This window comes from Ochrobactrum sp. A-1 (assembly GCF_022488005.1).
Taxonomy (GTDB): Bacteria; Pseudomonadota; Alphaproteobacteria; order Rhizobiales; family Rhizobiaceae; genus Brucella.
This window is the reverse complement of the sequence record NZ_JAKVQC010000004.1, coordinates 86,280-103,943: the sequence shown is the minus strand read 5'-3', so window position 1 is coordinate 103,943 and position 17,664 is coordinate 86,280. Positions and strand designations below refer to the sequence as shown.

Genomic DNA, 17,664 nt, shown 5'->3' with positions numbered 1-17,664 from the left:
TATTCTCTGATCGGCTCCGTCTCTCTTGCCGATTGGAGCCTGTATGCGTGGAGGCCGAATACTCTGGGGGCAGATTGCCGTTGTCTTCGCCATTGTCATGGTGATGACCTGGGCCGCAACGCAATGGGTAGCCTTTCGCCTCGGCTTCCAGTCCCAGCTTGGTCCGCCGTGGTTCGATCTGGCCGGATGGCCGTTCTACTATCCGCCCGCCTTCTTCTGGTGGTGGTTCTCCTTCGACGCTTATGCACCCGCGATTTTCATGGAAGGCGCGGCCATTGCCACGTCCGGCGGTATTTTTGCCATCGCCGCCGCCATCTTCATGTCGATCATCCGGGCACGCGAAGCCCGCAATGTCGCCACCTACGGCTCGGCGCGATGGGCGGAAGATCGCGAGATTCGAGCCGCCGGTCTGCTCGGCCCGGATGGCGTCCTGCTCGGCCGATACGATCGCGACTATCTGCGCCATGACGGGCCGGAGCATGTCCTTTGCTTCGCCCCCACGAGGTCCGGCAAGGGCGTCGGCCTCGTCGTGCCGACGCTGCTGACCTGGCCGGGAAGCTGCATCGTCCATGACATCAAGGGCGAGAACTGGACCCTGACGGCGGGATTCCGGGCGAAGCACGGCCGCGTGCTGCTGTTCGATCCCACGAATGCGAGGTCGTCCGCCTACAACCCGTTGCTGGAGGTGCGGCAGGGCGAATGGGAAGTCCGCGACGTGCAGAATATCGCGGACATCCTGGTCGATCCCGAAGGCAGTCTCGATAAGCGCAACCATTGGGAAAAGACCAGCCACAGCCTGCTTGTCGGCGCGATCCTGCACGTCCTCTATGCCGAGCCGGACAAAACCCTGTCCGGCGTCGCCAATTTCCTGTCCGATCCCCGCCGCCCGGTCGAGGCGACCTTGCGTGCGATGATGGACACGCCTCATCTGGGCGAGGCTGGCGTTCATCCCGTCATCGCCTCGTCGGCGCGCGAACTGCTGAACAAGAGCGAGAACGAACGGTCGGGCGTGCTGTCCACCGCCATGTCGTTCCTCGGCCTTTACCGCGATCCGGTCGTGGCCCGCGTCACGGATCGTTGCGACTGGCGGATTGCCGACCTGGTCGGCAGCCGCCGTCCGGTGACGCTCTACCTTGTCGTTCCGCCGTCCGACATCAACCGCACCAAACCGCTGATCCGGCTCATCCTCAACCAGATCGGCCGCAGGCTGACCGAGGAACTGACGCTATCCGGCAAGCGGCATCGCCTGCTCATGATGCTGGACGAGTTTCCCGCGCTCGGCCGTCTCGACTTCTTTGAATCGGCGCTCGCCTTCATGGCGGGCTACGGCCTCAAGTCCTTCCTGATCGCCCAATCGCTCAACCAGATCGAGCGCGCCTACGGGCCGAACAACAGCATCCTCGACAACTGCCATGTGCGCGTCGCCTTCGCCACGAACGACGAGCGCACCGCCAAGCGCGTGTCGGACTCGCTCGGCACAGCAACCGAGATGCGAGATTCCACCAACTATGCCGGCCATCGCCTCGCGCCCTGGCTCGGGCATCTGATGGTCTCGCGGCAGGAAACAGCGCGGCCGCTGCTGACGCCGGGCGAGATCATGCAGCTTCCACCCGCCGATGAAATCGTCATGGTCGCGGGAACGCCACCGATCCGGGCGAAGAAGGCCCGGTATTTCGAGGATGCACGATTACAGGAGCGCATCCTGCCGCCGCCCGAGTTGCCGTCCGTCCTACCGACGAAACCGGCAACCGACGACTGGACGAGCCGCGTCATCGTGGCGGCGGACCATACAACGGCGAGTGCCGCCAGTGGGGCCGAGGGCGATTCCGACAATGCCGGCATCCGCCGCGAGCCGGAATTGCCCGAGCATGAGGAAATCGTCCCGCCGCCCCCATCGCCCGTCCAGGAGTTCGACATTCTGGACGACGAGCCGGACGTCGATGCCGCCAAGGCCAGCACCATCCGCCAGCGCATGCGGATGATCGCCCGGCAAGCGTCGATGAACCCCGATGACGGCATAGAGCTTTGAGAGGCCGCCCATGACGACGCGCACCCGCATGAATGTCTATTTCGACCCGGAACTGCTCAAACAGGTCGAGGCGCTATCGCTGCGCCGACAGGTCTCGAAGTCTGCTATCGTCGAGGCGGCGGTCGCATCCTTCCTGTCGGGCGACACATCGGATCGGCTGGAAGCGGCCATGTCGCGCCGCCTCGACAAGATCGGCCGGCAGATCGGCACGCTGGACGAAGATCTCGCCGTGCTCGGCGAGACCCTCTCCTTGTTCGTTCACTTCTGGCTGACGATGACCCCGCCATTGCCGGATAGCGCCAAACAGTCCGCACGGATCAAGGGCAACGAGCGGTTCGAGGGCTTCATGCAGAATCTCGGCCGCAGGCTTGCGACCGGCGATAGGTTCCTGAAAGAGCTATCGCGCGACATGGATTCGCTTCATGACAGTCCTCCGCAAGATCAGACCAAGACCGATGGTGACGCTGCCTAGATTTTCAACCCATCCTATTTGCCGCCGATAGCCGCCGATCACCGCATCCTCTTAGATACTTGTTGAATCGGCCTGATTTCAGGCTCTTTTAATCGACCCCGTTGCGGGGTCCGTCTGTTGCGCCCCGCCCGAGATGGGGCCGACATGACGACACATCACCAGAAACCGGAGGCGATTGCACGGGGCGCGCGGATGCTGCGCACAGCGCTTGGCGCGTCCATCGCACGGTTTCTGGAAGACCCGGCCGTCATCGAGGTGATGCTGAACCCAGACGGCCGCATCTGGATCGACCGGCTGTCCGAGGGTCTGGCCGATACGGGCGAGATGCTGTCCGCCGCCGATGGCGAGCGTATCGTCCGCCTGGTCGCGCACCATGTCGGCGCGGAAGTTCACGCCCGATCCCCGCGCGTGTCGGCGGAACTACCTGAAACCGGCGAACGGTTTGAAGGCTTGTTGCCGCCCGTCGTCGCAGCACCGGCCTTTGCCATCCGCAAGCCCGCCGTCGCGGTGTTCAGCCTCGACGACTATGTGGCGGCGGGCATCATGTCGGCCGATCAGGCCGAAACGCTGCGCGAAGCCGTCCAGTCCCGCGCCAACATCCTCGTCGCGGGCGGCACGTCCACCGGCAAAACGACTCTCACCAACGCGCTGCTGGCCGAGGTGGCGAAGACGCAGGATCGCGTCGTCATCATCGAGGACACGCGCGAACTGCAATGCGCCGCGCCGAACCTCGTCGCCATGCGGACCAAGGACGGCGTGGCGACGCTCTCCGATCTTGTGCGGTCTTCGCTGCGCCTGCGCCCCGACCGCATCCCCATCGGCGAGGTGCGCGGCTCGGAAGCCCTCGACCTGCTTAAAGCCTGGGGAACGGGGCACCCCGGCGGCATCGGCACCATCCATGCCGGCAGCGGCATCGGCGCGCTACGCCGCCTCGAACAGCTCATTCAAGAGGCTGTCGTCACCGTCCCGCGCGCGCTGATCGCGGAGACCATCGACCTTGTTGCCGTCCTCGCCGGACGCGGTTCCGCGCGCCGGCTCGCCGAACTCGCCCGCGTCGAGGGGCTGGGACCGGACGGCGACTACCGCATCACGCATCCCAGCGCCTTGGCAACCACCCCGAAAGGAGACCCATCATGATCCCCACACTTTCACGCGCCTGCCGCTTCATGGCGACATCGGCGGCAACCGTTTCCATCAGCCTGATGCTCGCCCCGGCCGCTCATGCCTCCGGCTCGTCGATGCCGTGGGAAGCGCCCCTGCAATCCATCCTTCAGTCGATCGAGGGGCCGGTCGCCAAGATCATCGCGGTGATCGTGATTATCGCCACTGGCCTCGCGCTCGCTTTCGGCGACACGTCGGGCGGCTTCCGTCGCTTGATCCAGATCGTGTTCGGCCTCTCGATCGCCTTCGCCGCCAGCTCGTTCTTCCTCAGCTTCTTCAGCTTCGGCGGCGGGGCGCTCATTTGATGGCGGGCGGCCTCGAACAACTCGACGCGGTGCCGGGGTTTTCCGTCCCCGTCCACCGGGCGCTGACCGAGCATATCCTGCTCGGCGGCGCACCGCGCTCCATCGCCATCATGAACGGGACGCTGGCCGGAGCCGTGGGTCTCGGCCTGCGCCTCTGGCTGGTCGGCCTCGCCATCTGGGCCATCGGCCACTTCGCCGCCGTGTGGATGGCCAAGCGCGACCCGCTCTTTGTCGAGGTGGGCCGCAGGCATCTGCGCATCCCCGGTCATCTGTCGGTGTGAGGGCGCGGCCATGATGAACCTTGTCGAATACCGCCGCACCGCCAGCCGTCTCGCGGATTTCCTGCCTTGGGCCGCACTTGTCGGCTCCGGCGTCGTCTTGAACAAGGACGGCTCGCTCCAGCGCACCGCGAAGTTTCGCGGTCCCGATCTGGATTCCGCCGTCGCGGCCGAGCTGGTTGCGGTCGCAGGCCGCATCAACAACGCCGTCCGCCGTCTCGGATCGGGCTGGAGCATTTTCGTCGAGGCGCAGCGCAGCGAAGCCGCGACCTATCCCGACAGCCAATTTCCTGAAGCCGCATCCGCGCTGCTCGACGCTGAGCGCAAGGCAGGTTTCGAGGAAGCCGGAGCGCATTTCGTGTCGGGCTATTTCCTCACGTTCCTCTGGCTGCCTCCTGCCGAGGACACCGCCCGCGCCGAAACCTGGCTCTATGAGGGCCGCGAGCAATCCGGTGTGGATCCATGGGAACTGCTGCGCGGTTTCATCGATCGCACCGACCGCGTGCTGGCGCTGCTCGACGGCTTCATGCCCGAATGCCGTTGGCTCGATGACGCCGGCACGCTGACCTATCTCCACTCCACCATTTCGACCAACCGGCATCGCGTGCGCGTGCCGGAGGTGCCGATGCACCTCGATGCGCTGCTCGCCGACCAGCCCCTGACCGGCGGGCTGGAACCGCGCCTGGGCGACCAGCATCTGCGCGTCCTGACCATCATCGGCTTCCCGACCGCGACGACGCCCGGCCTGCTCGACGAGATGAACCGGCTGCCGTTCCCCTATCGGTGGAGCACCCGCGCCATCCTGATGGACAAGACCGACGCGACCCGGTTGCTGACCAAAATACGCCGCCAATGGTTCGCCAAGCGCAAGAGCATCGCCGCGATCCTCAAGGAAGTCATGACCAACGAAGCGTCGGCGCTTGTCGATACTGACGCAGCCAACAAGGCCGCCGACGCAGACATGGCCTTGCAGGAGTTGGGCGCGGACGTGGCGGGCATGGCCTACGTCACGGCCACCATCACCGTCTGGGATGCCGATCCGCGCATCGCCGACGAGAAGCTGCGGCTCGCCGAAAAAATCATTCAGGGCCGCGACTTCACCGCGATGCCTGAAACCGTCAACGCCGTCGATGCCTGGCTCGGCTCGATCCCCGGGCATGCCTACGCCAACGTCCGGCAGCCGCCGGTCTCGACGCTCAACCTCGCCCACATGATCCCCCTGAGCGCCGTGTGGGCGGGGCCGGAACGGGGAGGCCCGAGTAGTGATGGGCATTTCAGCGCGCCCCCGCTGTTCTTCGGCAAGACCGAAGGCTCGACCCCGTTCCGGTTTTCCCTTCATGTCGGCGACGTGGGCCACACCCTCGTCGTTGGCCCGACCGGCGCGGGCAAGTCCGTGTTGCTGGCGCTCATGGCCTTGCAGTTCCGCCGCTACGAGCAAGCGCAGGTCTTCGCCTTCGACTTCGGCGGCAGCATCCGGGTCGCATCGCTCGCCATGGGCGGCGACTGGCACGACCTGGGCGGCGGACTGACGGAGGGGGACGAAGCATCCGTCTCGCTCCAGCCGCTCGCTCGCATCGACGACACCTATGAACGCGCCTGGGCCGCCGACTGGATCGCCGCGATACTCGGCCGCGAGGGCGTGCCCATCACGCCCGAAACCAAGGAATATATCTGGACGGCGCTGACATCGCTCAGCACCGCTCCGGCCGGGGAACGCACCATCACCGGCTTCACGGTGCTGCTGCAATCCAACGATCTGAAACAGGCATTGCGACCCTATTGCATCGGCGGAGCCTATGGCCGGCTGCTCGACGCAGAGACCGAACAGCTTGGGCATGCGGATGTGCAGGCGTTCGAGATCGAGGGCCTTGTCGGCACCGGCGCGGCTCCGGCCGTGCTCGCCTATTTGTTCCACCGGATCGGCGATCGGCTCGACGGGCGGCCGACGCTGCTCATCATCGACGAAGGCTGGCTGGCGCTGGACGACGAGGGATTTGCCAACCAGCTTCGGGAATGGCTGAAGACGCTCAGGAAGAAGAACGCCAGCGTCATCTTCGCTACGCAGTCGCTATCGGACATCGACGGCAGCAACATCGCGCCCGCCATTATCGAAAGCTGCCCGACGCGGCTGTTGCTGCCGAACGAACGCGCCATCGAACCGCAGATCACGGCCATCTATCGCCGTTTCGGGTTGAATGACCGGCAGATCGAAATCCTCGCGCGGGCGACGCCCAAGCGGGATTACTACTGCCAGAGTCGCAGGGGAAACCGCCTGTTCGAGCTTGGCCTGTCCGAAGTCGGCCTCGCGCTTTGCGCCGCTTCGTCCCAATCCGACCAGACCGCCATCGAGCGCATCGTCGCCGAGCATGGCCGCGACGGCTTCCTCGCGGCGTGGCTGCGCCTGCGCGGCGTCGATTGGGCGGCCGACCTCATCCCCGATCTCACCAATCTCATCCACCGTCCGGACACCGCGCCGGCCGCTCTGGACACCCCCAAAGCAAAGGAGACCCTTTCATGATCCGTGTTCCCGTTCGGCGCATCGCTGGCGCTTCGGCACTGGCGCTCGCACTCGCCATGCCGGTCGCGTTTTCGCCGCTTATAGTCACGCCAGCGGCCGCGCAGTGGATTGTCTACGACCCGAACAACTATGCGCAGAATCTGCTTACCGCCGCGCGCACGCTCCAGCAGATCAACAACCAGATCACGAGCCTTCAGAACGAAGCGACCATGCTCATCAATCAGGCCCGCAATCTGGCGAGCCTGCCATATTCCTCGCTCCAGCAGCTCCAGCAGAACGTGAGCCGCACGCAGCAGCTTTTGAGCCAGGCGCAGAACATCGCCTTCAATGTCCAGAACATCGACAAGGCGTTCCAGCAGCAATATGGCAACGTGTCGATGTCGGCGACCGAGCAGCAGCTCGTTACCAGCGCCCGCTCGCGCTGGCAGAACACGGTCGGCGGCTTGCAGGACGCCATGCGCGTGCAGGCCGGCGTCGTCGGCAACATCGACACCAACCGCACGCAGATGTCCGAGCTTGTCGGCCAGAGCCAGTCGGCGACCGGTGCGCTTCAGGCGACGCAGGCTGGCAACCAGCTTCTCGCTCTCCAGTCGCAGCAGCTTTCAGACCTTGTGGCGCTTCTCGCCGCGAACGGCCGGGCGGGCGCGCTGACCGAGGCCGAACGCGCGACCGCCGCCGAACAGGGGCGCATCCAGCGCGAGCGGTTCCTGACGCCGGGCAATGGCTACCAGCCCGGCAACGCGCAGATGTTCAACAACGGCAACTGAGGGCGCGGCCATGGACGGCAAGATGCTGGCCCGGCTGGGTGCAATCATATTCGTGGCGATCGCCATCACCGCGACGGCCATCGAGATGACCCGCAAGGAAGATGCGCCGGCATCGCCGCCGAGTCTTGTCCAGCCCGAACGCGACCCGCTGCGTGAAGGGCAGCGCCGGTGCCAGCAGCTTGGGACAACGGCCGCCAGCGACGCGGAATGCTTAGCGGTCTGGGCCGAAACCCGCGACCGTTTCCTTGGCCGCTCGCCTGCGCCCGCCGCGCCGACCTCCAGCGAAGGGCGGTGATGCATGGGCGGTGCGGGCGTCATCGACAATTTCCTCGGGGTCTTCACCCGATATATCGACTCCGGCTTCGGCCTGCTCGGCGGCGAGGTGGCGTTCATCGCCACGACGCTCATCGTCATCGACGTGACGCTCGCCGCACTGTTCTGGAGCTGGAACGCCGATGACGACATCATCGCCCGGCTTGTGAAGAAGACGCTGTTCGTCGGCGTGTTCGCTTATCTCATCGGCAACTGGAACAACCTCGCAAAGATCGTCTTCGACAGCTTCGCCGGCCTGGGGCTGAAAGCGTCCGGCACCAGCTTCACCGCGCAGGATCTGATGCGGCCCGGCAAGGTAGCGCAGACCGGCCTCGATGCAGCCCGCCCGCTGCTCGACTCCATTTCCGACCTGATGGGCTGGGTGGCGTTCTTCGAGAACTTCATCCAGATCGCCTGCCTGCTGTTCGCCTGGGCGCTGGTCATCCTCGCCTTCTTCATCCTCGCGATCCAGCTTTTCGTGACGCTGATCGAGTTCAAGCTGTCCACGCTCGCCGGGTTCGTGCTGATCCCGTTCGGCCTGTTCGGCAAGACCGCCTTCATGGCCGAGCGCGTGCTTGGCAATGTCATTTCGTCCGGCATCAAGGTTCTGGTGCTGGCCGTCATCGTCGGCATCGGCTCGACGCTGTTCTCGCAATTCACGCAAGGCTTCGGCGGCCGGACCCCGAGCATCGACGACGCCATGGCTGTCGTGCTGGCGGCGCTGTCGCTGCTCGGCCTCGGCATCTTCGGACCCGGCATCGCCTCCGGTCTCGTTTCCGGCGGTCCGCAACTTGGGGCAGGCGCAGCGGTCGGCACCGGTCTGGCGGCCGGCGGCATGGTGCTCGCCGGCGGCGCTGCCGCAGGCGGTGCGGCCGGTCTCGCCGTCAAGGGTGGCGCTGTCGCCATGTCCGGCGGAGCCGCGGCCGTTCGGGGCGGCTCTGCCGCAGCAGGTGCGGCGAGCGCAGCCTATAGCGTCGGCTCGCTCGGCCAGTCGGGCGCGGCAGGCGTCGCATCCGGCCTTGGCGGCGTTGCCCGCGCCGCAGGCTCTGCCGCCGTATCGCCTCTGAAGCGAGCCGCTTCCAAAGGATCCGAAAGCGTCAAGTCCAGCTTCTCCGGTGGCGCGCGCGCGGCCTTTGGTGTGACGGGCGGCTCATCCACCGCAGGCGCGGTCGAGGGGGCAAGCGCAGCGCCCACAGCAGCGTCTTCCCCCGCTGGCAGTCCCCCGGCCTGGGCGCAGCGGATGCGGCGCTCACAGTCTCTCAGCCACGGCACCGCCATGGCCGCCCATGCGGTTCGCTCGGGCGACAGCCACGGCGGCGGCTCCTCCGTCAATCTTTCCGAAAGTGACCGCTCATGAGCATCTTCAAACGACCAGCCACCCACTACGGCAAATCGCCGGAACCCGAGACGCCATACCAGAAGGCCGCACAGGTCTGGGACGAACGGATCGGCTCGGCACGCGTGCAGGCTCGCAACTGGCGTCACATGGCGTTCGGTTCCCTGATTCTGTCGGCCGGTTTCGCCACCGCCCTTGTCTGGCAGTCGGCGCGCGGGACCGTCGTGCCCTGGGTGGTGCAGGTCGACCGGCTCGGGCAGGCACAGACCGTCGCTCCGGCCGTCGCCGACTATCGCCCGACTGACCCGCAGATCGCGTTCCATCTCGGCCGCTTCATCGAACAGGTCCGCGCGATCCCGGCTGACGCCATCATCGTCCGCCAGAACTGGCTCCGCGCCTATGAATGGACCACGGATCGCGGGGCAGCAGCCCTCAACGATTATGCGCGCAGCAACGACCCGTTCACCAAGGTCGGACGGCAACAGGTCGCTGTCGAGGTGTCCAGCGTCATCCGGGCATCGAACGACAGCTTCCGGGTGGCGTGGACCGAGCGTCACTATGAGAACGGCCAGCTTTCCACGACCGAACGGTGGACCGCCATCTTGACCATCGTGATCCAGACCCCGCGCGACGCGGAGCGCCTGCGCGCCAATCCGCTCGGCATCTACGTCAACGCCATCTCGTGGTCGCGGGAAATGAGCCAATGAGCGCGTTGACCCGCAAACCCGCCGTTCCGGCTTTCCGTAAACATGGGCTTCCGGCTCTACTGCTGTCCGCCACCATGCTCGCCGGCTGCGCTACCAACAAACCCCCGCAGTTCAGCTACGACGCCGACGTGCCATCGCTGCCCGTCGAGCAGTCGGCGGCGAGCGACGACCGGCCCGGGCCTTTGCACACGCCGCCGGCATGGACGGTCGCGCGCGGCGGCACCTCAGCCACGACACCGGCAGGCCGCGTCGGGAACGCCAATGCGGCCGCCCGTGTCGAACCTCAGCGCGAGGGCTACTACAACGCCATCCAGATTTTCCCGTGGAGCGAAGGCGCGCTCTATCAGGTCTATGCGGCCGTCGGGCAGATCACCAGCATCGCACTGGAGCCGGGCGAGAGCCTGACCGGCGCAGGGCCGATCGCCGCCGGCGATACGGCCCGATGGATCATAGGCGATACCGAGAGCGGCAGCGGAACGTCCCGCCGCGTCCATATCCTCGTCAAACCGACCCGGCCCGACATCTCGACCAATCTCGTCGTGACCACCGACCGGCGCACCTACCTGATCGAACTGCGCGCCCGCGAAGCCCTCTACATGCCGGCCGTGGCATGGGCCTATCCCCCGCCACCAGCGGGCCAGCGCCAGACCGTTCCGGCAGCGCCGATCATCCCGGCCGAGGCCGCGCGCAACTATCGCTATGGCCTGACCGGCGATAATCCACCCTGGAAGCCTATCTCCGTCTTCGACGATGGCCGCCGTATCTATGTCGTCTTCCCGCGTGGCATCGTGCAGGGCGAGATGCCGCCGATCTTCGTCATCGGCTCGGATGGCGAAACCCAGATCGTCAACAGCCGCATCCACCAGAACATCCTGATCGTGGACCGCCTGTTCGGCGCAGCCGAACTGCGCCTTGGCAGCGGCGACCGCCAGCAGACGGTCAGGATCGTCCGCATCGAGCAAGGGCAGGCTGCACAGCCGGCAAAGGCGACCGGAGAAACCCCGTCATGACCGAAGACACGACCACGGCAGGAGCCGCAGCCGACACCACCGCACCCATGCGGCTGCGTGCCGAACCTCCCCGCGTCACCCGTCTGTCCCGCAAGATGCTTGCGGGCGTCGGAGCCGTCGCGCTGTTCGGGATCGGCGGGGCGCTGATCTATGCGCTCCAGACCCGCGACATGAGCGGGAACGGTGAAGAACTCTATTCGACCGAGAACCGCCCAACGGCGGACGGTTTGTCCGGCCTGCCGCGCGACTATACCGGCCCCGTCCTGGGGCCGCCATTGCCGGGCGACCTGGGCGGCCCGATCCTCGACGCGCAAAACCGGGGCCAGCCCGTCACGCCACCCGCAATGGCGACGCCCGCTCGCGATCCTGCCGAGGAACGTCGTCTTGCCGAGGAAGAGGCCGCGCGCGTCAGCCGCGTCTTTTTCCAGACTGCACCGGGAGCGGGAACAGCAAGCCCGAGCCTTGCCGGCCTTGGTCTCAACGGCCAGCTTGGTGCTGCCGGCACGCAGGACCGACATACGGCCTTCCTCAACGGTCCGGTAGACCGGCAGACGGTTGCCCTCGACCGCATCATGGCTCCCGCATCGCCCTACATCCTTCAGGCCGGGGCCGTGATTCCGGCGGCGATGATTACCGGCATCCGTTCCGATCTGCCCGGCCAGATCACCGCGCAGGTCACGGAGAACGTCTATGACAGCCCGACCGGCAGCCTGCTCCTGATCCCGCAGGGCACGCGCATCATCGGCCAATATGATGCAGGCGTGACCTTCGGTCAGCGCCGCGTGCTGCTCGTCTGGAACCGCCTGATCTTGCCAAACGGCCGCTCTATCGTCCTTGAGCGCCAGCCCGGCGCGGACGCCAGCGGCTATGCCGGGCTTGAGGATGGCGTCGATTATCACTGGTGGGATCTGATGAAAGCGGCCGGGCTGTCCACGCTGCTCGGCATCGGCACCGAATTGGCGACCGACGACGAGGACCGGCTGATCCGCGCCATCCGCGACGGCGCGCAGGATACCATCAATCAGGCCGGGCAGCAGATCGTCCAGCGCCAGTTGCAGGTCGCGCCCACGCTGACCATCCGGCCGGGCTTCCCGGTCAGGGTCATTGTGACGCGGGATTTAGTCCTCGAACCCTATAGGAACTGACCATGGCGAAGCTGAAACTTGGTCCTCTGGCCGACGACAAGCCAGTGAAGGTCACGCTGGAACTGCCGGCGCAGCTCCACCGTGACCTGATCGACTATGGCGCTCTGTTGGCCGATGGCGGTGCGCCGATCGAGCCTGCCAGACTTATCGTGCCGATGCTGGAGCGGTTCATCGCAACGGATCGCGGCTTCGCAAAGGCGCGGCGGCACCCCTCCTGATCCATCACGGCGAGGGTGCCGCCAGCGCACAGGCGCGAATGCGGCACGCTACACACCGCCGATCTCCCTCCATGCTTCGCTTGGGTTCCGGGGCTTTACCGCTCCTGAATCCACCAGTGAAACACGGAGGATACCATGTGCGCAGAGCGCCGCCGCGCCCAACGAGGCCGCCCAAGACAGCCGGCCCCCCGAACGCTTCCCGACGACCTCTACGACTATGACGACGATCCCGCGCCGCGCATCAGCCCGTCGCGCGGCAGTCCGCCTCATGTCTTCGACGTGGAGAAGTTGCCCGTCATTGATGACTGGCCCGACGAAGTGCCGATCACCGAGGCCGAGATTCAGGTGTTCGAGCGCTGGTTTGCCGATGTCTTCGACGAGATGTTCGGCTCGCTCGATCTCCCAAAAGGCTTGGAATACTTATCTCGTGATGATAATGATAAACCCTGACGAAAGCAGGGATTTTGCCGTGACGACGCTGAAAGTCGGGATCACCGAGCCGGAGGAAATGAAAGCCCGCACCATGCGGATCGCGAATGGCGAGGAAAAGCCGGCGTCCGGCGATCCAACCGTATGGTTCCCTTCCACGGAATCCTTCGCCCGACTTCTGTCAGCCGGCAATCGCGAACTGCTGCGCATCATCCACGAGCAGGAACCCGGCTCTCTTGAGGAACTGGCGCAGATCACCGGACGCGCGACGCCCAACGTCTCGCGCACCCTCAAAAAAATGGAGAGCTACGGCCTGATCCGCATGGAGAAGGGCAAGGGCCTCAAGCTGGTCCCCAAGGTCATCCATGACCGCGTGGAACTGGTGTTGCCCCTGATCGAGCCTCGCAGGAAAGGAACCCGCAAATGAACGCACAGTCGCCCAATGTCGCCCTGCGGGCTGCCCTTTACCTGCGCGTCTCGACTGCCCGCCAGGCCGAGCACGACGTCTCGATCCCCGACCAGCGCAAGCAGGGTGAGGCGTATTGCGCGGCGCGCGGCTATCAGCTTGTCGAAATCTTCGTAGAACCGGGCAACACGGCCACCAACGATCGCCGTCCCGAGTTCCAGCGCATGATCGAGGCGGGCACGTCGAAGCCTGCGCCGTTCGACGTAGTTCTCGTTCACAGCTTCTCGCGCTTCTTCCGCGACGCCTTCGACATGGAATATTATTATCGCAAGCTCGCCAAGAACGATGTGCGCCTGATTTCCATCACGCAGGAGCTGGGGGACGACCCGATCCACGACATGATGCGGCGGATCATGTCCTTGTTCGACGAATACCAGTCGAAGGAAAACGGCAAGCACGTCACGCGCGCCCTGAAGGAGAATGCGCGGCAGGGCTTCTGGAACGGCGCGTTGCCACCGATTGGCTACCGGATTGCCGCCGCCGAACAGCGTGGGGCCAAGACCAAGAAGAAGCTGGAAATCGACCCGCTGCACGCCGACACGATCCGTTTGATCTATCGGCTCGCTCTGGAAGGTCAGGGCAACAGCGGCCAGATGGGCGTCAAGGCCATCGTGAAGCATCTGAACGCCAAGGGCATCTTCACCCGCGACGGCGGCCGCTGGGGCATCGGCCAGGTCCATCGCGTCCTGACCCGCCGCACCTATATCGGCGAACATGAATGGGGGAAGCGCAGCAAGCACAACGACCCGCGCGCTCCCGGCGAGATCGTCATCGTGCCGGTGCCCGCCATCATCGAGCGGGAGACCTTCGACGCCGTTCAATCGCTTTTGCAGGCTCGCAACCCCAAGACGGAACTGCCCGCCCGCGTGGTGATCGGGCCGACCCTGCTGACCGGCATCTGCTATTGCGGCAACTGCGGCGGAGCCATGACCATCCGCACCGGAAAGAGCGGCCGCTACCGCTACTATGCTTGCTCGATCAAGGCGCGGCAGGGCGAGACCGGCTGCAAGGGCCGAGCGATTCCCATGGACAAGCTCGACGACATGGTGGTCAGCCATATCGAGGAACGCTTGCTTGATCCCGCCCGTCTGGAGAAGCTGCTTGGCAGCATCCTTGGTCGCCGTGAGGATCAGGCCGAGCGCCGCCGCGAACACATCGCTTCTTTGCAACGACAGGCGACCGAATCGGAATCTCGCCTCAAGCGTCTCTACGACGCCATCGAGGCGGGCGTGGCCGATCTGGACGACCCGGCGCTCAAGGAGCGCATCGCTGGTCTCAAGGTTCTCCGCGATCAGGCGCGGGCTGACGCCGACCGAGCGCAGGCCCTGCTCGAAAGCCCCGGTCACAATGCCATCAGCCCGACGATGATCGAAGGGTTTGCACGCCGCGCGCGGGAGCGCATTCGCGGTCACGAGGGCGGCTATCGGCGGGATCACCTGCGCGCCCTGGCGCAGCGTGTCGAGGTCGCAGACGACGCAATTCGCATCATGGGATCGAAAACGGAACTATTGAGGACGCTTATTGCCGGTCAGGGGCGGCAATCGGCGGCGATTGGCGTGCCCACAGGCGGACTGAAATGGCGGAGAGAGAGGGATTCGAACCCTCGATACGGTTTCCCGTATACACGCGTTCCAGGCGTGCGCCTTCAACCACTCGGCCACCTCTCCGTCTGCCTTGCTGTCGGGGAACCGTGTATCACGGTGAAACTGACTGCAAACGTGACACCGCTTTTCGAAACAGGCGCTGGTTAATCGCCAACTAGCGGGTGCGGCGCGAATATAGCCAGAAAATGCATATGTTCAACAGCTATTTGCAAGTTTTTGCGTCTAAATCGACGAACCTGTGCAAAGAACGATATTTACGACATAACTATCTGAAAATATTGCGCTTTATTTAGATCGAGCAATTGTGTTCCAGCCTGGCTTTGAGCCTGACGGGTTCTGTGTGCTATGCTTTAGCAACATCAAAAAGACAAATCTTCGGGTGATCGGACTCAAAACCGACACCGAAATCAGGGTAGGAAATCCGGGGCAGAGAATCGTGATCCGATTTGTATTGCATAGTTTTGCGGTTGTTTTTCTGGCTTTCGCGGTGATTTTCGCGGTTCTTGACGGCGCCCGGTCCGTTGGCGCGTCGCAGTTCATTGCAAAGCCGCTTTTGTCCATGTGGTCGCGCAACGCGCCCGAAACATTGGCCGATGCAGAAACCTTCGTGACGCACTATATAGGGGCAGGAGCCTGGAATGCCGTCTGCATCCCTTTGCTTGAGCAGCCGGGCTGGCTTCTTTTCGGCATTCTCGCCTTTTTATTCTATGCAATCGGTCATCGTCGGGAGCGCCCTCTGGGACGCTTCACCGCTCGATAATCAGGAGGTGGATACCATGAGTTTCTTGGACAGCTATCGCAAGAAGACGCAGATGCCTTCGACGGATGAAGCTTTGCCGGGACGCGCACAACCGATTCCGACATCTGCGACCCACTTCGTCAATGGTCACCCGTTGAAAGGACCGTGGCCGGAAGGCTACAAGAAGGTTCTGTTCGGGATGGGCTGTTTCTGGGGCGCCGAGCGCCTGTTCTGGCAGGTGCCAGGCGTATATGTAACGGCTGTCGGTTATGCGGGCGGGGTTACGCCCAACCCGACCTATGAGGAAACCTGCACGGGCCTCACCGGTCATGCGGAAGTTGTGCTGGTCGTCTATGACCCGAAGGTCGTGAGTCTTGATGAACTGCTGACCCTTTTCTGGGAAGAGCACGATCCGACGCAGGGCATGCGGCAGGGCAATGATAGTGGCACGACCTATCGTTCGGTCATCTATACTTTCGACAAGGCTGATCGTGAAGTGGCGGAAAAGAGCCGGGAAGCCTATTCGCAGGCGCTTGCCGCTCGCGGTCTCGGTCCAATTACGACTGAGATCGAGGACGCGCCGGAGCTCTATTATGCTGAAGACTACCACCAGCAATATCTGGCGAAGAACCCGAACGGTTATTGCGGATTGCGCGGCACTGGCGTGAGCTGTCCGATCCCGCTGGCACAATAAGCGGGCTGTAATTTGAAACGTGTCGCATTTTATCGTAGTTCTACGATGCGCTTTAAGCCTTTGTTTTCATACAGGTCTTTATCCCAAAACCGGTTCCAACTTTTGGGAGACATGCAATAAAGATCGCGCGGTCTTTACCGCGCGATTTTCTTTTTCAGGATCAGCATCCCGGCATAGTCGCCTTTCAGATGCTCGAAATCGCTCCAGCCGATCTGCCGGTATAGGTCGGGCTTGTCGGTGTAAAGATAGGCTTCCGCATAGCCGAGCTCCTGCGCAGCATCCTCGATAGCGCCGACAAGACCTTTGGCAATGCCTTTGCCGCGACAGTCAGGCGCGACGAAAACACTTGCCACCCAAGGCTTCAGATGCGGATGTGTTTCCAGATCGCTGTGGATCAGAAGGGCAAGGCCGGCGGGTTGCCCGTTCCAGAGCGCGACTCGCGCCACCTGCCCGTCGTCTTCACGGGAAATATCGCTAAAAGCCTTGGCTGTCTGCTCAAGGGATGAACCGGAAAATTCGCCCCATTCCGCATGGTTCCATGCGGCGCAGACCGGTATAAGGTCGGGGCGGTCGGCGAGGGAGACGATCTGAAGCATGGTGTTACCAGTGCGGCGGTTTGGTGACCGGGACGTCCGGCGCGGTCTGTTCTTCCAGTTCCAGAAAGCGGTCGGTCAATGCGCCGAGCTTTTTGGAAAGCTGGTCAATGGTTTTCCATTGTTCGGCCAGAACGGATGACAACTCGTCGATTGTCTTTTCCTGTTCGGCTACACGAATTTCGAGCTCGGTCAGGCGCTGGTCCGGTGTCATGGCTGGCTTCCATTGGTATTTGGGCGTCGGTGGTCGGCGGGGTTTAACCGCTTTCGATCCATATCGGAAGTACGGTATCACATCATTGCGTCAGCACGAGTACGCCGTTTGAAACTTCATAATGACGCAGACGCTTCAGAAAGCTCATGCCGAGGAGCGTATCGGACAGGGCGTCGTCACGAAGAACCATGGCCTCCACATTCTCCACCCGAATGCGCCCGATTTCGATGCTTGGCAGTATCGCGGACGCAGCGACAGTCTCGCCATTGGCGGTCGAGACACGATATTTGAAATCATCGGGTTTGAGCGACAGGCCGATGCGCCGTGCGGCGTTTGCGTTGATCGCAACCACGCTCGCCCCCGTATCCACCATTGCACGAAAGGATTGCCCGGCGACTTTTATGCCTGTGATGAAATGGCCGCGACTGTCCGGCGCGATCTGCGTGCGGCGTCCGTTATAGGCGGCGGGGTTTTGCGAAGGGGCACTCGAAGCTGTCGCGGATGTGTTTGAACCGACTTTCGGCTGCTGGCCGAATTTCTCAAACAGAAGCGGGAAGGCTATTGCCAGTCCCGCAAATACCAGAAGGATCGTAAAAACCCGCGCCATGCTGCCCCCGTTTCCAAGGACAATAGCAGGCGCGGGGCGCTCTGCGTTGTTTATTTTAGC

The 17,664-nt window shown here is 63.9% G+C and carries 20 protein-coding genes, 1 tRNA gene and 1 pseudogene; 18 read left to right on the top strand and 4 right to left on the bottom strand.

Annotated elements, in window-relative coordinates; genetic code table 11:
* Nucleotides 1–43 precede the first annotated feature (43 nt).
* From MKS82_RS09940 to MKS82_RS29655, 16 genes and pseudogenes are all read left to right on the top strand, one after another.
* On the top strand, nucleotides 44–2,029 hold the full coding sequence (locus MKS82_RS09940; RefSeq protein ID WP_240578684.1) for a conjugal transfer protein TraG: 1,986 nt from the start codon (nucleotides 44–46) through the stop codon (nucleotides 2,027–2,029).
* Between the two features lie 10 nt (nucleotides 2,030–2,039).
* The gene (locus MKS82_RS09935) at nucleotides 2,040–2,501 is read left to right on the top strand and encodes a ribbon-helix-helix domain-containing protein (RefSeq protein WP_240578683.1); all 462 of its coding nucleotides are present in this window, start codon (nucleotides 2,040–2,042) and stop codon (nucleotides 2,499–2,501) included.
* 144 nt (nucleotides 2,502–2,645) lie between these two features.
* On the top strand, nucleotides 2,646–3,638 hold the full coding sequence (gene trbB / locus MKS82_RS09930) for a P-type conjugative transfer ATPase TrbB (RefSeq protein WP_240578682.1): 993 nt from the start codon (nucleotides 2,646–2,648) through the stop codon (nucleotides 3,636–3,638).
* Nucleotides 3,635–3,967 carry a TrbC/VirB2 family protein gene (locus MKS82_RS09925; RefSeq protein ID WP_240578681.1) on the top strand — a complete coding sequence of 111 codons (333 nt, stop codon included), beginning with the start codon at nucleotides 3,635–3,637 and terminating at the stop codon, nucleotides 3,965–3,967. The genes trbB and MKS82_RS09925 overlap by 4 nt, the downstream gene beginning before the upstream one ends.
* The gene (locus tag MKS82_RS09920) at nucleotides 3,967–4,248 is read left to right on the top strand and encodes a VirB3 family type IV secretion system protein (protein ID WP_230632047.1); all 282 of its coding nucleotides are present in this window, start codon (nucleotides 3,967–3,969) and stop codon (nucleotides 4,246–4,248) included. The genes MKS82_RS09925 and MKS82_RS09920 overlap by 1 nt, the downstream gene beginning before the upstream one ends.
* A gap of 10 nt (nucleotides 4,249–4,258) precedes the next feature.
* Nucleotides 4,259–6,763 carry a conjugal transfer protein TrbE gene (gene trbE / locus MKS82_RS09915; protein ID WP_240578680.1) on the top strand — a complete coding sequence of 835 codons (2,505 nt, stop codon included), beginning with the start codon at nucleotides 4,259–4,261 and terminating at the stop codon, nucleotides 6,761–6,763.
* Nucleotides 6,760–7,530 (top strand): P-type conjugative transfer protein TrbJ, encoded by a 771-nt coding sequence (gene trbJ / locus MKS82_RS09910; RefSeq protein ID WP_240578679.1) that lies wholly within the window; start codon nucleotides 6,760–6,762, stop codon nucleotides 7,528–7,530. Before trbE ends, trbJ begins: the two co-directional genes overlap by 4 nt.
* Before the next feature lie 10 nt (nucleotides 7,531–7,540).
* Complete coding sequence (trbK-alt, locus tag MKS82_RS09905; protein ID WP_240578678.1) at nucleotides 7,541–7,825, top strand: putative entry exclusion protein TrbK-alt; 285 nt, start codon at nucleotides 7,541–7,543, stop codon at nucleotides 7,823–7,825.
* A gap of 3 nt (nucleotides 7,826–7,828) precedes the next feature.
* The gene (trbL, locus tag MKS82_RS09900; protein WP_240578677.1) at nucleotides 7,829–9,199 is read left to right on the top strand and encodes a P-type conjugative transfer protein TrbL; all 1,371 of its coding nucleotides are present in this window, start codon (nucleotides 7,829–7,831) and stop codon (nucleotides 9,197–9,199) included.
* Nucleotides 9,196–9,885, top strand: coding sequence for a conjugal transfer protein TrbF (gene trbF, locus MKS82_RS09895; protein ID WP_240578676.1), 690 nt, complete (start codon nucleotides 9,196–9,198; stop codon nucleotides 9,883–9,885). Before trbL ends, trbF begins: the two co-directional genes overlap by 4 nt.
* A complete protein-coding gene (gene trbG / locus MKS82_RS09890; RefSeq protein ID WP_240578675.1) occupies nucleotides 9,882–10,895 on the top strand; it encodes a P-type conjugative transfer protein TrbG in 1,014 nt (337 codons plus the stop codon). The genes trbF and trbG overlap by 4 nt, the downstream gene beginning before the upstream one ends.
* Nucleotides 10,892–12,040: a TrbI/VirB10 family protein gene (locus MKS82_RS09885; RefSeq protein WP_240578674.1), complete on the top strand. Its 1,149-nt coding sequence runs from the start codon at nucleotides 10,892–10,894 to the stop codon at nucleotides 12,038–12,040. The genes trbG and MKS82_RS09885 overlap by 4 nt, the downstream gene beginning before the upstream one ends.
* Nucleotides 12,041–12,042: 2 nt before the next feature.
* On the top strand, nucleotides 12,043–12,258 hold the full coding sequence (locus MKS82_RS09880; RefSeq protein ID WP_240578673.1) for a DUF2274 domain-containing protein: 216 nt from the start codon (nucleotides 12,043–12,045) through the stop codon (nucleotides 12,256–12,258).
* A 135-nt stretch (nucleotides 12,259–12,393) separates the two neighbouring features.
* Entirely contained in the window at nucleotides 12,394–12,708 is a 315-nt protein-coding gene (locus tag MKS82_RS09875) for a hypothetical protein (protein ID WP_240578672.1), read from the top strand.
* Nucleotides 12,689–13,114, top strand: coding sequence for an HVO_A0114 family putative DNA-binding protein (locus tag MKS82_RS09870; RefSeq protein WP_276313343.1), 426 nt, complete (start codon nucleotides 12,689–12,691; stop codon nucleotides 13,112–13,114). The genes MKS82_RS09875 and MKS82_RS09870 overlap by 20 nt, the downstream gene beginning before the upstream one ends.
* A pseudogene (locus MKS82_RS29655) lies at nucleotides 13,111–14,154 on the top strand (recombinase family protein); the annotation flags it as partial. The gene MKS82_RS09870 and the pseudogene MKS82_RS29655, both read left to right, overlap by 4 nt.
* A gap of 576 nt (nucleotides 14,155–14,730) precedes the next feature.
* Here MKS82_RS29655 and MKS82_RS09860 read toward each other — a convergent pair.
* Nucleotides 14,731–14,820 (bottom strand) — tRNA-Ser (locus tag MKS82_RS09860).
* A gap of 373 nt (nucleotides 14,821–15,193) precedes the next feature.
* Here MKS82_RS09860 and MKS82_RS09855 point away from each other — a divergent pair.
* Complete coding sequence (locus MKS82_RS09855; protein WP_109988714.1) at nucleotides 15,194–15,517, top strand: hypothetical protein; 324 nt, start codon at nucleotides 15,194–15,196, stop codon at nucleotides 15,515–15,517.
* Nucleotides 15,518–15,533: 16 nt separating this feature from the next.
* Entirely contained in the window at nucleotides 15,534–16,190 is a 657-nt protein-coding gene (msrA, locus tag MKS82_RS09850; protein ID WP_109988655.1) for a peptide-methionine (S)-S-oxide reductase MsrA, read from the top strand.
* Nucleotides 16,191–16,324: 134 nt separating this feature from the next.
* On the opposite strand, the gene MKS82_RS09845 is transcribed toward msrA, so the two are convergent.
* From MKS82_RS09845 to MKS82_RS09835, 3 genes are all read right to left on the bottom strand, one after another.
* Nucleotides 16,325–16,786: a GNAT family N-acetyltransferase gene (locus tag MKS82_RS09845; RefSeq protein ID WP_109988656.1), complete on the bottom strand. Its 462-nt coding sequence runs from the start codon at nucleotides 16,784–16,786 to the stop codon at nucleotides 16,325–16,327.
* A 4-nt stretch (nucleotides 16,787–16,790) separates the two neighbouring features.
* Nucleotides 16,791–16,997, bottom strand: a complete 207-nt coding sequence (locus tag MKS82_RS09840; protein ID WP_021587137.1) for a SlyX family protein — start codon at nucleotides 16,995–16,997, stop codon at nucleotides 16,791–16,793.
* 82 nt (nucleotides 16,998–17,079) lie between these two features.
* A complete protein-coding gene (locus MKS82_RS09835; RefSeq protein ID WP_109988657.1) occupies nucleotides 17,080–17,604 on the bottom strand; it encodes a retropepsin-like aspartic protease family protein in 525 nt (174 codons plus the stop codon).
* Nucleotides 17,605–17,664 lie beyond the last annotated feature (60 nt).

Coding starts and splice junctions, on each gene's coding strand:
- MKS82_RS09880 (WP_240578673.1), top strand. CDS start 12,043: ATGGCGAAGCTGAAACTTGGTCCTCTGGCCGACGACAAGCCAGTGAAG.
- MKS82_RS09835 (WP_109988657.1), bottom strand. CDS start 17,604: ATGGCGCGGGTTTTTACGATCCTTCTGGTATTTGCGGGACTGGCAATA.
- msrA (WP_109988655.1), top strand. CDS start 15,534: ATGAGTTTCTTGGACAGCTATCGCAAGAAGACGCAGATGCCTTCGACG.
- trbF (WP_240578676.1), top strand. CDS start 9,196: ATGAGCATCTTCAAACGACCAGCCACCCACTACGGCAAATCGCCGGAA.
- MKS82_RS09875 (WP_240578672.1), top strand. CDS start 12,394: ATGTGCGCAGAGCGCCGCCGCGCCCAACGAGGCCGCCCAAGACAGCCG.
- MKS82_RS09940 (WP_240578684.1), top strand. CDS start 44: ATGCGTGGAGGCCGAATACTCTGGGGGCAGATTGCCGTTGTCTTCGCC.
- trbB (WP_240578682.1), top strand. CDS start 2,646: ATGACGACACATCACCAGAAACCGGAGGCGATTGCACGGGGCGCGCGG.
- trbG (WP_240578675.1), top strand. CDS start 9,882: ATGAGCGCGTTGACCCGCAAACCCGCCGTTCCGGCTTTCCGTAAACAT.
- MKS82_RS09840 (WP_021587137.1), bottom strand. CDS start 16,997: ATGACACCGGACCAGCGCCTGACCGAGCTCGAAATTCGTGTAGCCGAA.
- MKS82_RS09935 (WP_240578683.1), top strand. CDS start 2,040: ATGACGACGCGCACCCGCATGAATGTCTATTTCGACCCGGAACTGCTC.
- MKS82_RS09920 (WP_230632047.1), top strand. CDS start 3,967: ATGGCGGGCGGCCTCGAACAACTCGACGCGGTGCCGGGGTTTTCCGTC.
- MKS82_RS09925 (WP_240578681.1), top strand. CDS start 3,635: ATGATCCCCACACTTTCACGCGCCTGCCGCTTCATGGCGACATCGGCG.
- trbE (WP_240578680.1), top strand. CDS start 4,259: ATGATGAACCTTGTCGAATACCGCCGCACCGCCAGCCGTCTCGCGGAT.
- trbK-alt (WP_240578678.1), top strand. CDS start 7,541: ATGGACGGCAAGATGCTGGCCCGGCTGGGTGCAATCATATTCGTGGCG.
- MKS82_RS09845 (WP_109988656.1), bottom strand. CDS start 16,786: ATGCTTCAGATCGTCTCCCTCGCCGACCGCCCCGACCTTATACCGGTC.
- trbJ (WP_240578679.1), top strand. CDS start 6,760: ATGATCCGTGTTCCCGTTCGGCGCATCGCTGGCGCTTCGGCACTGGCG.
- trbL (WP_240578677.1), top strand. CDS start 7,829: ATGGGCGGTGCGGGCGTCATCGACAATTTCCTCGGGGTCTTCACCCGA.
- MKS82_RS09870 (WP_276313343.1), top strand. CDS start 12,689: ATGATAATGATAAACCCTGACGAAAGCAGGGATTTTGCCGTGACGACG.
- MKS82_RS09885 (WP_240578674.1), top strand. CDS start 10,892: ATGACCGAAGACACGACCACGGCAGGAGCCGCAGCCGACACCACCGCA.